The sequence below is a fragment of the Paenibacillus sp. QJM3NY_38 genome (assembly GCF_056173265.1).
Map to the genome: position 1 here is coordinate 2,836,959 of NZ_CM149665.1, position 12,563 is coordinate 2,849,521.

General features: G+C 50.3%; 14 protein-coding genes. 12 read left to right on the top strand and 2 right to left on the bottom strand.

The features are described from left to right. Nucleotides 1-15: 15 nt before the first annotated feature. Nucleotides 16-1,401: an MATE family efflux transporter gene (locus AC0VZ8_RS12875; protein ID WP_071218278.1), complete on the top strand. Its 1,386-nt coding sequence runs from the start codon at nucleotides 16-18 to the stop codon at nucleotides 1,399-1,401. Nucleotides 1,402-1,509: 108 nt separating this feature from the next. On the opposite strand, the gene AC0VZ8_RS12880 is transcribed toward AC0VZ8_RS12875, so the two are convergent. After that, nucleotides 1,510-3,162, bottom strand: coding sequence for a CoA-disulfide reductase (locus AC0VZ8_RS12880; RefSeq protein WP_475487073.1), 1,653 nt, complete (start codon nucleotides 3,160-3,162; stop codon nucleotides 1,510-1,512). 240 nt (nucleotides 3,163-3,402) lie between these two features. Here AC0VZ8_RS12880 and AC0VZ8_RS12885 point away from each other — a divergent pair, with 240 nt between their 5' ends. From AC0VZ8_RS12885 to AC0VZ8_RS12925, 9 genes are all read left to right on the top strand, one after another. Further along, nucleotides 3,403-3,663: a metal-sensitive transcriptional regulator gene (locus AC0VZ8_RS12885; protein ID WP_071218276.1), complete on the top strand. Its 261-nt coding sequence runs from the start codon at nucleotides 3,403-3,405 to the stop codon at nucleotides 3,661-3,663. Between the two features lie 26 nt (nucleotides 3,664-3,689). After that, nucleotides 3,690-3,917, top strand: a complete 228-nt coding sequence (locus tag AC0VZ8_RS12890; RefSeq protein WP_071218275.1) for a sulfurtransferase TusA family protein — start codon at nucleotides 3,690-3,692, stop codon at nucleotides 3,915-3,917. Between the two features lie 85 nt (nucleotides 3,918-4,002). Beyond that, nucleotides 4,003-4,488, top strand: a complete 486-nt coding sequence (locus tag AC0VZ8_RS12895) for a DsrE/DsrF/DrsH-like family protein (RefSeq protein ID WP_071218274.1) — start codon at nucleotides 4,003-4,005, stop codon at nucleotides 4,486-4,488. A 45-nt stretch (nucleotides 4,489-4,533) separates the two neighbouring features. After that, nucleotides 4,534-4,899: a rhodanese-like domain-containing protein gene (locus AC0VZ8_RS12900; RefSeq protein WP_071218273.1), complete on the top strand. Its 366-nt coding sequence runs from the start codon at nucleotides 4,534-4,536 to the stop codon at nucleotides 4,897-4,899. Nucleotides 4,900-4,930: 31 nt separating this feature from the next. After that, entirely contained in the window at nucleotides 4,931-5,227 is a 297-nt protein-coding gene (locus AC0VZ8_RS12905) for a rhodanese-like domain-containing protein (RefSeq protein WP_475487074.1), read from the top strand. A 112-nt stretch (nucleotides 5,228-5,339) separates the two neighbouring features. Then, entirely contained in the window at nucleotides 5,340-5,924 is a 585-nt protein-coding gene (locus tag AC0VZ8_RS12910; protein WP_475487075.1) for a sulfurtransferase TusA family protein, read from the top strand. A gap of 96 nt (nucleotides 5,925-6,020) precedes the next feature. Further along, complete coding sequence (locus AC0VZ8_RS12915) at nucleotides 6,021-7,148, top strand: MBL fold metallo-hydrolase (protein ID WP_071218270.1); 1,128 nt, start codon at nucleotides 6,021-6,023, stop codon at nucleotides 7,146-7,148. A 154-nt stretch (nucleotides 7,149-7,302) separates the two neighbouring features. Beyond that, nucleotides 7,303-8,085 (top strand): sulfite exporter TauE/SafE family protein, encoded by a 783-nt coding sequence (locus AC0VZ8_RS12920; protein WP_475487076.1) that lies wholly within the window; start codon nucleotides 7,303-7,305, stop codon nucleotides 8,083-8,085. Between the two features lie 185 nt (nucleotides 8,086-8,270). Then, the gene (locus AC0VZ8_RS12925) at nucleotides 8,271-8,876 is read left to right on the top strand and encodes a class I SAM-dependent methyltransferase (RefSeq protein WP_475487077.1); all 606 of its coding nucleotides are present in this window, start codon (nucleotides 8,271-8,273) and stop codon (nucleotides 8,874-8,876) included. Nucleotides 8,877-8,893: 17 nt separating this feature from the next. Here AC0VZ8_RS12925 and AC0VZ8_RS12930 read toward each other — a convergent pair whose 3' ends face one another. Continuing rightward, on the bottom strand, nucleotides 8,894-9,697 hold the full coding sequence (locus tag AC0VZ8_RS12930) for a helix-turn-helix transcriptional regulator (RefSeq protein ID WP_475487078.1): 804 nt from the start codon (nucleotides 9,695-9,697) through the stop codon (nucleotides 8,894-8,896). A gap of 256 nt (nucleotides 9,698-9,953) precedes the next feature. Between AC0VZ8_RS12930 and AC0VZ8_RS12935 the strand changes: the two genes are divergently transcribed. Together AC0VZ8_RS12935 and AC0VZ8_RS12940 are read left to right on the top strand one after the other, a co-directional pair. Further along, a complete protein-coding gene (locus AC0VZ8_RS12935; protein WP_475487079.1) occupies nucleotides 9,954-11,414 on the top strand; it encodes a sulfatase family protein in 1,461 nt (486 codons plus the stop codon). Nucleotides 11,415-11,496: 82 nt separating this feature from the next. After that, on the top strand, nucleotides 11,497-12,480 hold the full coding sequence (locus AC0VZ8_RS12940; protein ID WP_475487080.1) for a formylglycine-generating enzyme family protein: 984 nt from the start codon (nucleotides 11,497-11,499) through the stop codon (nucleotides 12,478-12,480). Nucleotides 12,481-12,563: the final 83 nt, after the last annotated feature.

Here is a 12,563-nt window from a genome sequence, read left to right on the forward strand (position 1 = left end):
AGAATGTGATGACAGATGTTGGTTCGATTACGAACCCAAATGAACGGTGTGCTTCAACACCATTTATCCGGGGAGTCGATGGACTACCGGCAGATTTTTGCTTTATTTTTTCCGATATTGATTGATCAGGCATTCATCATCGGTTTGAATTTGGTCAACACCGCCATGATCAGTTCGTCGGGCGTATCGGCGGTCAGCGCCGTGAACATGGTGGACTCCCTGAATATTTTCCTGATCAATGTGTTCGTGGCGGTAGCAACCGGGGGCACCGTCGTCGTTGCACAATATAAGGGAAGCGGCAATGCCATGATGGTATCCCGGGCTTCAGCGGCTACTGTTACATCCGTGGCGATGATCGCTTTAGCAATCGCGCTGCTGATCATTGGGCTTCACCAGCCGGTGCTGAATCTGCTGTTCGGCTCAGCGTCACCCGAGGTGCTGGAGAGTGCGCGAGTGTATCTGATCGGTAGCAGTACTTCCTTCATCGGAATTGCCATCGTGCAGGCGGTTTGCGGCGCGCTGCGGGGGATCGGCAAGACCCGGGCTTCACTGGCATTGTCGTTAATCATGAACCTGCTCTACGTTCTGCTCAACATCGTGTTCATCACCCTGCTGAATATGGGCGTTATGGGCATGACGCTGGCGATTAACATCGCCCGCTTTGCCGGTGCGGCCTGCGCGCTCTACTATCTGTTCAGAGTGGATGCCACGCTGCATATCCGCCTGCGAGATCTGTTTCATTTCCCGATATCCATGCTGCGCAAAATTATGTTTATCGGGCTTCCGTTTGCAGCCGAACAGATGTTTTTTAACGGGGGAAAGCTGTTAACCCAGGTGTTTATCGTCAGCTTGGGTACGTATGCCATAGCAACGAACGCGATCGGGTCTTCGCTTGCCGCCGTATTTCAAATTCCAGCCAGCGCGTTGTCCTTAACGATTGTGACCGTTGTCGGTCAATGCATCGGTCGCGGCAATATAGCGGATGCCCGCAAGTTCATCAAATCCTTTCTATGGCTTGGTGCAATCTCGCTGGCCCTGATGGGACTGATATTGATGCCGCTCTACCGGCCGTTGGTAGGGCTGTTCAACCCGCCTCCGGAAATCGTGAACGATCTGTTCGTGGTGCTGTTGATCAACACGCTCGTGCAGGTTCCGTTGTGGTCGATAAGCTTTATTCTGCCTTCGGCGCTGCGTGCGGCAGGCGACTCGCGTTTTACCTCAATCACTTCGATGCTGACCATGTGGCTGTTCCGGGTGATCCTCGGTTATATTATGGGGATCGTTCTGGGCTGGAGTATCCTTGGCGTATGGCTGGCCATGAATTGTGAATGGGGAGTGCGGGGAGCGATTTTCCTATGGCGCTTCCGCGGCAAGAAATGGTATGCGCACAAGCTGATTTAAGCCATTATCTATTGTATAAGAAAAGCCCCGTGTTTCCGGGGCTTTTTTGCATGTTTTTACTGCAAGCAGCATGTTCCATCTATTTCAGACGGATATAGTTAGGAACGATTATGATGGCTTGTAAACCGCTGCGTATGTTTTCCAGCCGCCGTCGAGATTCTTAACCCGGAAGCCATGCTGGGCCAAAATACGGGCAGCCAAATATCCGCGCAGCCCAACCTGGCAAGTCACGTACAGCATTTCATTCTCCGGCAATTCCTTCAGTCGGCTGCGCAGATCGTTAAGTGGAATGTTGACGGAACCTGGGATATAACCCGCTTCCCTTTCCTTAGGCTCGCGAACGTCGATCAAGGTTGCACCGTTTCCGACCAGGTCGTCGATCTCATGCCACTGCACCGTTTCAACCAAACCGTCCAAGATGTTGGCGGCAACATATCCGGCATAGTTAACCGGGTCTTTGGCGGAGGAATAAGGGGGCGCGTAGGAAAGCTCCAGCTCCGCCAGGTCCCATACATTGAGATCTCCTTTGATTGCTGTAGCAATGACATCGATTCGCTTATCCACGCCATCTGCTCCAATCGCTTGCGCCCCATAGATTTGACCTGTTTCCGGATGGAATAACAGCTTCAAGGAAATGGGATACGCCCCGGGGTAGTATCCGGCATGAGACGAGGGGTGAATATGGATGGCTTGATAAGGGTTGTTCATCTGCTTGAGGCGCTTTTCGTTAACGCCTGTTGCAGCAACCGTTAGATCAAAGACCTTGGCGATTGACGAGCCGAGCGTGCCTTTGTAACCATTGGTTTTACCATAGATGTGGTCTGCAACCAGGCGCCCCTGCCGGTTGGCAGGACCGGCGAGCGGGATAAAGGCCTGGCTCTGTAGGACATAATCCTTTACCTCAATCGCATCGCCGATGGCATAAATGCTCGGGTCAGCGGTCTGCATATATTCGTTAACTTGAATCCCGCCGCGATCATTGACGGGAAGTCCGGCAGCTGACGCCAGCAAGCTCTCCGGCTGAACGCCTATAGAAAGCAAAGTCATCTCGGTTGATATTCGTTTGCCGCTGGAAAGCTCGATTTGTTGGCCGCCCTTATGAAACTCTTTTACGCCATCCTCAAGAATCAGACGGACTCCTTTTTCCTTAAGATGCGATTGGACGATCGCGGCCATTTCGTAGTCGAGCGGAGCCATCACCTGGTTGGCCATTTCGATGACTGTCACCTGAACGCCTCGATCCGCCAGATTCTCGGCCATTTCCAGCCCGATAAATCCACCCCCGACAATAACGGCTTCCTTCGGCTGGACTTCATCCACGTACTGCTTAATCCGGTCCGTATCGGGGATATTGCGCAAAGTGAAGACGTTTGGGGATCCGGTCAGACCGCGAATATCCGGCGTAATCGGCTTCGCGCCAGGTGACAGGATCAGATAATCATAACTCTCGGTGTAGGTTTCTCCGGTAATAAGGTTTTTAATCATAACCATTTTTTCATCGCGCAGTATGGACGTAACTTCGCTATGATTCCGAATATCCAGCTCGTAGCGGCGGCTAAGGCCGGGTACGGTCTGCACCATGAGCTTATCGCGGTCGGTTATCGTTTCTCCTATATAATAGGGCAGACCGCAGTTGGCAAACGAAATATATTCACCGCGCTCCACTAAAACAATGGCAGAGTCCTCATCTAATCTCCGCAGTCTGGCAGCTGCCGAGGCTCCTCCCGCTACGCCGCCGACAATGAGAATTTTTTTGCCCATCGAATATTCCTCCCTGATTTGGTGTATATGATAAATGGATTACTATATACCCTACGGGGTATAATAACATATAGCAGCACGGAAGAGTGTGACAATTATCAGACATGTCCTGATAAACATAAAGTTAGAATTATCCATTTGACAATATACCTATGGGGGTATATATTTAGGGCATGCAAGCCAGAGCCAGTATGCTTTAATCATGCATCCTAAAAAGTGCAGAGACAGGAGGGGATCGAGATGGATTACAATGATCAGATGAAAAATCGGGTGAAACGCATCGAAGGTCAGCTGCGCGGCATTCTGAAAATGATGGAAGAGAACAAGGATTGCAAGGAAGTGATTACCCAGCTCTCCGCAACGCGGACGGCAATAGATCGGACGATCGGCGTAGTCGTCAGTTCCAACCTTGTGGAATGCGTACAGAAAGCTGAAGAGACCGGGCAGGACACGGAGAAGCTTGTGGTTGAAGCGGTCAATTTGCTAGTGAAAAGCAGATAAACGTATCATTTTAAGGAGGAATTTTAATGAACGCGGATAAAGTATTGGATGTGAAAGGCTTGGCATGTCCCATGCCGATCGTGAAAACGAAGAAACAGATGAAGGAGATGCAACAAGGCCAAGTGCTTGAGATTCATGCAACGGATCGAGGCGCGAAGAGCGATTTGACGGCATGGGCCAAGTCGTCGGGCAACGAGATGCTGGAGCAGGCAGAGGATGGGGACGTATTGAAATTTTGGATTAGAAAGGGATAATTTTTTTTGAACGAAAATATACCTATGGGGGTATAAACGCATTCGTTGAGATTTATATATCAAATTTTATAGGGGAGATCACGACGTGACGGAAACAAAAAAAACAACGATTATATTATTTAGCGGCGATTATGACAAAGCAATGGCCGCCTATATCATCGCGAACGGAGCTGCCGCTTATGACCATGAGGTGACGATATTCCATACCTTCTGGGGACTGAACGCACTGCGTAAGGACGAGGATGTCATGCTGCCCAAGAAGAAAAGTTTCATCGAGAAGATGTTTGGGAAAATGATGCCGCGCGGATCCGATAACATGGGTCTTTCCAAGATGAATTTTGCCGGGATGGGTCCAAAAATGATCAAGGATGTGATCAAGAAACACAACGCCGTTCCGCTGCCGCAATTGATCGAGATGGCGCAGGAGCAGGACATCAAGCTTGTTGCATGCACCATGACGATGGATCTGCTAGGGCTGCAGCAAGAAGAACTGCTTGACGGCATTGAGTATGCGGGGGTTGCTGCGTATTTGGGCGATGCTCAGGATGGCAATGTTAACTTGTTCATTTAAGGAAAACAGCGGCGACGGCTGCTGTTATAAAGAGAGGGAATAAAGATGGATATTCTCAATGTATCGTTCATTGCACTTATCATTCTGTTTGTCGTTTGGAGAATCCTCCCGGCTCAGGGAGTCAGGCAGATTACCTCGGCACAGCTGAAGCAAGAGCTTAAAAACAGAAACACAAACAAGCAGTTCATCGATGTCCGGACGCCGGGAGAGTTCAAGGGGAATCACATTCGGGGTTTCCGTAATATTCCGCTGGACCGGCTCATGTCGAGCAGCGATTCGCTCTCCAAAGACATGGAAGTGGTATTGATCTGCCAAAGCGGCATGCGAAGCAACAAAGCGAGCAAAACATTAAAGAAATTAGGCTTTGAGATGGTGACTAACGTGAAGGGCGGCATGAATCGCTGGTCTTAAACTATAAAAAGTAAAAGGAGCGCTGAACAACATGAAAGAGATTTCTCCAAAAGAAGTAGAGCATATGCTGAGTGACGGAGCTGACATGATTATCATCGATGTACGAGAAGCGGAGGAAGTCGCGGAAGGTAAAATTCCGGGCGCCGTCAACATTCCTTTAGGTTTGATTGAATTCCGCAAACAGGATCTTGATCGGTCGAAAGAGTATGTCTTGGTATGCCGTTCCGGGGGGAGCAGCGGCCGTGCAGCCGAATATTTGGAAGGTCAAGGCTATCAAGTCGTCAATATGACGGGCGGTATGCTCGCATGGGAGGGCAATACAGAGTAACTGTGTCTATTTGAAAAAGAATGGGTGTGATAGGCACCCCCTTTTTTTGAACTGAAATATACCCCTGGTGGTATGCGTGTCCGAAAACAAAACAATGGAGGTTCGATGTAATATGGCAGCAATTAAATCGAATATGAGGCTGGATGCTAAGGGGCTGGCTTGCCCGATGCCCATCGTCCGCACGAAAAAAGCGATGAAGGATCTTGAAGCCGGACATGTACTGGAGGTAATGGCAACCGACAAAGGCTCCAAGGCCGACATGCAGGCATGGGCGGAAAGCACGGGGCATCAATATCTCGGAACGATTGAAGAGGGGGATGTGCTGAAGCACTACCTTCGCAAATCATCAGGAGAAGAAACGGCAGAACGAACTTATCCGCATGTAGCATCTAATAATCAGCTGGAGGAGAAACTTGCGTCCGAAGCGTCAATCGTCGTTCTGGATGTAAGGGAAGCGGCGGAGTTTGCTTTCAAGCATATTCGCAATGCCGTATCGATTCCTCTTGGTGATCTGGATGAACGTATGGCTGAGCTGAACAAAGAGGATGAAATCTATGTCATCTGCCGTACCGGAACGCGGAGCGACCTGGCTGCGCAAAAGCTTTCAGCTAACGGCTTTGCAGGCATTAGAAACGTCGTACCGGGCATGAGCGGCTGGTGTGGAGAAACTGTGGGCTTGAACGATAACGCAGTTTAAGATGGCTGTTGAAAAAACATGCTGAGCGCTTTTAATAGGCAGCCGGAAGGAATTTAACATTTCAGATCCATTTGAAATTATGAGGAGGAAGGCGACATGACAGTAAGAGAAATGCAAGCGCAAGAAGTGGCCATGAAGGCGATTCGCAAAGAGAGCCTGTTCATATTGGACGTGCGGAACCCATCGGATTACGAGGACTGGAAGATTGAAGGCGAAGGAATTCAGCATTTGAATATTCCCTACTTTGATTTGATTGACGGCGTGGAAGAAATTTTGGATCGAATCCCGAAGGATCAAGAAGTGCTCGTCGTATGCGCCAAGGAAGGCTCGTCGGTGATGGTGGCTGAGATGCTGGCCGAGCACGGCCGGCATGTGGCGTATTTGAAAGGCGGCATGAAGGCCTGGAGTGAACACCTTGTTCCCCTGAAGATCGGCAGTTTGGCAGATGGAGGCACGCTTTATCAGTTTGTTCGAATAGGCAAAGGCTGCTTGTCTTATATGGCGGTATCGAATGGTGAAGCGGCATTGTTTGACGCAACCCGTATGACGGAGGTATATCTTGAATTCGCAAAAAGCCTGAATGCAAACATCAAGCATGTGTTTGATACCCATCTCCATGCGGACCACATTTCCGGAGGACGAATGATTGCTAAGCAGACAGGAGCCGTATACTGGCTTCCGCCAAAGGATGCCGGCGAGGTGGCGTTTAAGTACGAACCGCTCAAGAACGGAGGCGAAGTGGCGATCGGCGGCAGCACAATTCGCATTGAAGCGCTCCATTCTCCGGGCCATACCATCGGGTCCACCTCGTTTGTAATTGATGATCAATATTTGCTGACAGGCGATATTCTGTTTATCGATTCCATCGGCCGTCCGGATCTGGCGGGGCTGGCGGAGGATTGGGTTGGCGACTTGCGGGAAACGCTCTATGTCCGCTACACCCATCTTTCGGAAGATCTGACCGTGCTGCCGGCGCATTTCATGGTCATGGACGAACTGAACGAGGACGGAACCGTCGCGAAGAAACTGGGAGAGCTTTACCGGGAAAACCATGGACTCAACATCGCCGATGAGGCAGAGTTCCGGACGTTGGTCACGCAAAATCTGCCGCCGCAGCCCAACAGCTATCAGGAAATCCGCCAAACGAACATGGGGAAAATGAATCCGGATACGGAGCAGCAGCGAGAGATGGAGATCGGGCCGAACCGCTGCGCGGTACGTTAATCTTGACAATGGCGATCTGATGTTAAGAGGTAGAAATATGAATTATACAGCGCTCATTTTAAGGATCGCTAATAATCGGATGAAACAAGAGAAAAAGAGATCAAGGGGAACCAGACAGGTTCCCTTTTCTAAAGAGAAATAAGGGGGCAGCACGATGGAACTAAGCATATCCTTCATCATTACGATATTTTTAATCGGGTTCATTGGCTCTTATATATCAGGAATGGTTGGCATTGGAGGCTCGATCATTAAATACCCGATGCTGCTGTATATCCCGCCGTTATTCGGCCTTGCGGCTTTCACGGCGCATGAAGTATCAGGCATAAGCGCCGTACAGGTATTCTTCGCCACGATCGGCGGCGTGTGGGCATACCGCAAGGGCGGATATCTGAACAAAATGCTCATTATCTATATGGGTTCGGCCATACTGCTGGGCAGCTTCATCGGCGGTTTCGGCTCCAAGATGATGAGCGAAGGCGGCATCAATCTCATCTACGGCATATTGGCGCTGATTGCGGCCATTATGATGTTCATCCCGAACCAAGGGGTGGACGAGATTCCGCTGGATCAGGTCAAGTTCAATAAATGGCTGGCCGCTTCGCTGGCTCTTGTGGTCGGAATCGGAGCCGGCATCGTCGGGGCGGCCGGCGCGTTCCTGCTCGTTCCGATCATGCTGGTTGTATTAAAAATACCGACGCGGATGACCATAGCGTCCTCACTCGCAATCACCTTCATCTCATCCATCGGCTCTACGGTAGGGAAGCTGACGACGGGACAAGTGGATTATATCCCGGCCCTTATTATGGTTGCTGCCAGTTTGATCGCTTCTCCACTGGGAGCGGCCGCGGGCAAGAAGATGAACACAAAGATCCTGCAGATCATGCTGGCAGTTTTGATCCTGGCAACGGCTATCAAAATTTGGCTGGACATTCTATGAAGGCTGACTCCGGAAATCACTATGGTTATTCCAGACCGAGCTCAGTGAAGATTACGCACAAAGAGGCTATTTCCCCGAACCATTCGGAAGTCACGCTAACATCGATGCGGCAGGAATGGTAAGATGGGGATGAGCTTCAGTGTGTATAGAATGGCGTTGATTTTAAAGAAAGAGGTGCAATAACGATGAATCCATGGAATGAGCGGTTTCAGGGAGATGAATACGTGTTTGGAACGGACCCGAATGTATTTATTGCCGATATGCATAAGAAATTAGGCTTAACGGGCGACGCACTGGCTATCGCAGAGGGAGAAGGACGGAATGCGGTGTTCCTGGCCCGGGAAGGCATGAACGTTACCGTATGGGATTACGCGGAATCCGGCCTGAACAAAGCCAATCGACTGGCGGAAGCAAGCGGTGTGCAGATTCGCACGGAGCTTGTGGATCTCCACGATGCGCTGTGGAAGCAGGACCAATGGGATGAGATCATTTGCGTGTTTGGACATTTTCCCAAGGCATTGAGAACGAGGACTTTAGAAGGCGTGAAGACAGCGGTGAAGCCCGGAGGATATTTCCTCACTGAGGTATATTCACCGTACCAGATTCCTTATCGCAGCGGGGGACCGCAGGATCAGCAATTTTTATACGTGCCTGAGGATTTCCTCGAGCCCTTTGCAGATTGGCGCATAGTCCACTTTTTTATGGGAGAGGTCGTTCGTCATGAGGGTCAGGGGCATCAAGGCTTGTCCCATGTCATTCAGTTTGCTGGGCAGAAGCCGTTAAGAACATGAATGAAGACGAGCGAGGATTAAGTGAACAGCATGGAAATATCGGACCGATCGTCTTGCTGTACATAGTCGGAGGGCGACAGGCCGGTGTGTTTTTTAAACATCCGATAAAAATAGGACGTGTCATAATAACCCAAATAGTGGGCGATATGAGCGATGGTCATGTCCGAATGAAGCAGCAGACTGCAAGCTTCCAGCACGCGCAGCTGATGCATATACCGAATCGGTGAAAGACCGTACACCTCTTTGAAGAGGGCTGCTGCATAACTCGGAGAGCGATGGATTAGTTTTGCTAATCGATCGATTTCGATGGGTTCGCGGTAATGCTCCAGCAGATACGATTTGATGGTATCCGCGTAGTTTCGTTTGCTGGGTGCCAGCTCATTCTTCTCGAGCTCACGGGCCAGCATGCCGATGAGTTCCTGCATAATGCCCTGACAGATCATGGTACGGTAGCTTTTGCCACCCCGCATTTCCTCATACAGGCGCTCACAGCGCCGGTAGACATATTGGATATGAGAGAGATTGAATTTCATGAATCGACCCGCATCCAGAAATGGAATTCCTGTGGGTTCTTGGCGATCCAATGTAAAGAGAATGGTATGCTTTTGATGTGCAGTGTCCTTCCAGTTGCCTCCGCTTCGTCTCGTCGACTGAGGGATATAGAGTACGTCTTCTTTCTCGGCAATGATGTCTTCCCCGTTGATTTCGTATCTCACCTTGCCTTCTCTAACCACAACAAGGACATTGTACTCAATCGTCTCCAGCTGGGTTCGCCAATTCGGTATGTAATCATCAAAATTCACGCTCATCAATTGGATCATAGGACAACACCCCGCAGTGATTTTATACCTATAGCCTAGCACAATAATGCTTCATTTGAGTATTCATTGATTCGATTATGTGATCCTGTTATTTCAAATCGAAGTAGAATCGTACAACATAGTGACGAAATGTACATCGACTCTGCAGGGATCGCGGACTATAATTTCAAACAAATGCAGAAAAATTGTAAACGCTGACATGTGAAGTCTTGAAAGATGTCAAGTGAATTCAGATAAGGAAGGAATCGATGAGGATATGAGAGTATTATTGCTGGATTTGGATTCGACCAGGCCGGATCATTTAGGCTGTTATGGCTATCATCGGAATACGTCGCCGAATATTGACCGAATTGCGGCGGAAGGCGTGCGTTTTGACAATTACTATACTTCGGATGCTCCATGTTTTCCTTCAAGAACCGCATTAATGACAGGTAAGTTCGGCATTCACAACGGTGTCGTCGGTCATGGAGGCACGGCTGCCGATGTCCGCCATGAAGGTATCACCCGTGACTTCCGCGACAAGCTGGGGTCGGAGAGCTTTCCAGCTATATTCCGCAGGGCCGGCATGAAGACCGCCTTGATCAGTCCGTTCGGTGAACGTCATTCGGCATGGACCTTCTACGCGGGCTTCAATGAAATGTATAATACGGGTAAGGGCGGGTTGGAATCTGCGGAAGAAGTATCTCCGGTCGTGCTGGATTGGCTGGATCGCAATGCCGATGAAGATAACTGGATGCTCTATGTGAACTTCTGGGATCCGCACACACCGTATCGCGCACCTCAGTCGCTGGGAAATCCATTTGAGCAGGAGCCGCTTCCCGATTGGATTACCGAAGAGGTGCTTCATGAGCACCAGAAGAAGGTCGGACCGCATGGGGTGAACGAAATTAACATGTATAATAGTGAAGTATCCCCCGATTATCCGCGTCATCCCGGAGAGATCAGGACGATGAAGGATCTGCGGACGATGGTGGATGGCTATGATTGCGGCATTCGCCATATGGACGAGCATATCGGCGCGATCTTCGAATTGCTGGAGAACAAGGGAGTAATGGATGATTTGGTTGTCATCATTACCGCGGATCATGGCGAGAACATGGGGGAGCTTGGCATTTATGGAGAACACGGAACAGCGGATCAGGGCACTTGCCGCATTCCGATGATCATTCGGGGGCCTGGCATCGTGAAGGGGGTAACGGATCCCGAGCTCCACTATCATCTGGATCTTTTGCCAACGATGGCGGAATATTTGAACGTTGCACCGGTACGCAGCTGGGATGGCATCAGTTATGCGGAGAGCCTGCGGACCGGTAAAGGCGGCGGCAGGGAGTATCTGGTGGTGTCTCAATGCGCCCATGTCTGTCAGCGAAGCGTGCGATTTGGAGAATGGCTCTACATTCGAACGTATCATGACGGCTATCATCTGTTCGACAAAGAAATGCTGTTCCATATCACCGAGGATGTCCACGAGCAGTACAATCGGGCAGCTGAAAGACCGGATCTGTGCAGGGAGGCTGTATACCTTCTGAATGAATGGCATGATCATATGATGTCAACGATGCCGTATGACGTGGACCCGTTGTGGACGGTCATGAAGGAGGGAGGACCTTACCATGCGAAAGGTCATCTGCCCCGGTATATCGAGCGTTTGAAGAATACAGGCCGAGGGGAAGCGGTGCCGGAATTGATACGTCGCCATCCGCAGGAATTCGTATAAAATATATAGTTAAAGTGAAGCAGGATAACCGCTCCGGTAGTGGTTGTCCTGTTCTCTGTATCTAGCATAGGAGGAACCGAGCATGGGAGAACAACATTCTTGCTGCGCTGGCGTGAGAGCGAAAGTACAGTTGGGAGAAGCCGATCCGAAGGATCATCAGGACAGTCTAAGTGAAGGCCAATATCATGACCAGTCTCAATTTGAGCTCCATTCCAACATGATCACGATCCCAGGAGGGACGTTTACGATGGGCACGAATTCACATGAAGGGTTCCCGCGTGACGGCGAGGGTCCGGCTCGCAGCGTAACCGTTTCCGGATTTGAAATCTCACCGTATGCCGTTACGAATGAACAGTTTCAACGGTTCGTGGAAGCTACCGGTTATGTCACGGAAGCGGAGCACTTCGGATGGTCGTTTGTATTTGAACTGCTGGCTTCGGAGGAGACCAAGGCAAGAGTTGCACAAGTTCCGCAGGAAGTGCCTTGGTGGCTGGTGGTCGAAGGCGCATACTGGGCTGCACCCGAGGGAGCGGATTCGAGCATCGAAGACCGAATGAGCCATCCGGTGGTACATATATCCTGGAACGATGCGGTTGTTTATTGCCATTGGGCCGGTGTGCGGCTTCCCACAGAAGCGGAGTGGGAGTATGCGGCGCGCGGTGGTTTGGAGGGCAGGACCTATCCTTGGGGAGATCTGCTGAAGTTGGACGGAGAGCATCAATGCAACATATGGCAGGGGAAATTTCCAGTTAAAAATAACGCTAGCGATGGATATATCGGTACCGCGCCGGTAGATGCCTATAAACCGAATGGTTACGGACTATATAACATGTCCGGCAACGTATGGGAATGGTGCGGCGATTGGTTCAGCCCGACTTATCATCAAATGACCTCGCCCATCAATCCGTTCTTTGGTGAGTCTACGGGTAGAAGGTCGATGCGCGGCGGTTCGTACCTGTGCCACAGATCCTATTGCAACCGTTATCGAGTCGCGGCACGCAGCGGGAATACGCCTGACAGCTCGACGGGCAATTGCGGTTTCCGTGTGGTGAGGGAGAGAAAGTAGAACATGAGATATGTTGTATTATGATTATGAGGCAAATTCAGGATTATCCGCACCCAAAGATGCATATTAATGAACAAAACGGA

What these genes read in the sequence shown, in the direction of transcription:
- AC0VZ8_RS12875 (WP_071218278.1), top strand. Translation starts at nt 16, where the DNA reads ATGTTGGTTCGATTACGAACCCAAATGAACGGTGTGCTTCAACACCAT.
- AC0VZ8_RS12880 (WP_475487073.1), bottom strand. Translation starts at nt 3,162, where the DNA reads ATGGGCAAAAAAATTCTCATTGTCGGCGGCGTAGCGGGAGGAGCCTCG.
- AC0VZ8_RS12885 (WP_071218276.1), top strand. Translation starts at nt 3,403, where the DNA reads ATGGATTACAATGATCAGATGAAAAATCGGGTGAAACGCATCGAAGGT.
- AC0VZ8_RS12890 (WP_071218275.1), top strand. Translation starts at nt 3,690, where the DNA reads ATGAACGCGGATAAAGTATTGGATGTGAAAGGCTTGGCATGTCCCATG.
- AC0VZ8_RS12900 (WP_071218273.1), top strand. Translation starts at nt 4,534, where the DNA reads ATGGATATTCTCAATGTATCGTTCATTGCACTTATCATTCTGTTTGTC.
- AC0VZ8_RS12905 (WP_475487074.1), top strand. Translation starts at nt 4,931, where the DNA reads ATGAAAGAGATTTCTCCAAAAGAAGTAGAGCATATGCTGAGTGACGGA.
- AC0VZ8_RS12910 (WP_475487075.1), top strand. Translation starts at nt 5,340, where the DNA reads ATGGCAGCAATTAAATCGAATATGAGGCTGGATGCTAAGGGGCTGGCT.
- AC0VZ8_RS12915 (WP_071218270.1), top strand. Translation starts at nt 6,021, where the DNA reads ATGACAGTAAGAGAAATGCAAGCGCAAGAAGTGGCCATGAAGGCGATT.
- AC0VZ8_RS12920 (WP_475487076.1), top strand. Translation starts at nt 7,303, where the DNA reads ATGGAACTAAGCATATCCTTCATCATTACGATATTTTTAATCGGGTTC.
- AC0VZ8_RS12925 (WP_475487077.1), top strand. Translation starts at nt 8,271, where the DNA reads ATGAATCCATGGAATGAGCGGTTTCAGGGAGATGAATACGTGTTTGGA.
- AC0VZ8_RS12930 (WP_475487078.1), bottom strand. Translation starts at nt 9,697, where the DNA reads ATGATCCAATTGATGAGCGTGAATTTTGATGATTACATACCGAATTGG.
- AC0VZ8_RS12935 (WP_475487079.1), top strand. Translation starts at nt 9,954, where the DNA reads ATGAGAGTATTATTGCTGGATTTGGATTCGACCAGGCCGGATCATTTA.
- AC0VZ8_RS12940 (WP_475487080.1), top strand. Translation starts at nt 11,497, where the DNA reads ATGGGAGAACAACATTCTTGCTGCGCTGGCGTGAGAGCGAAAGTACAG.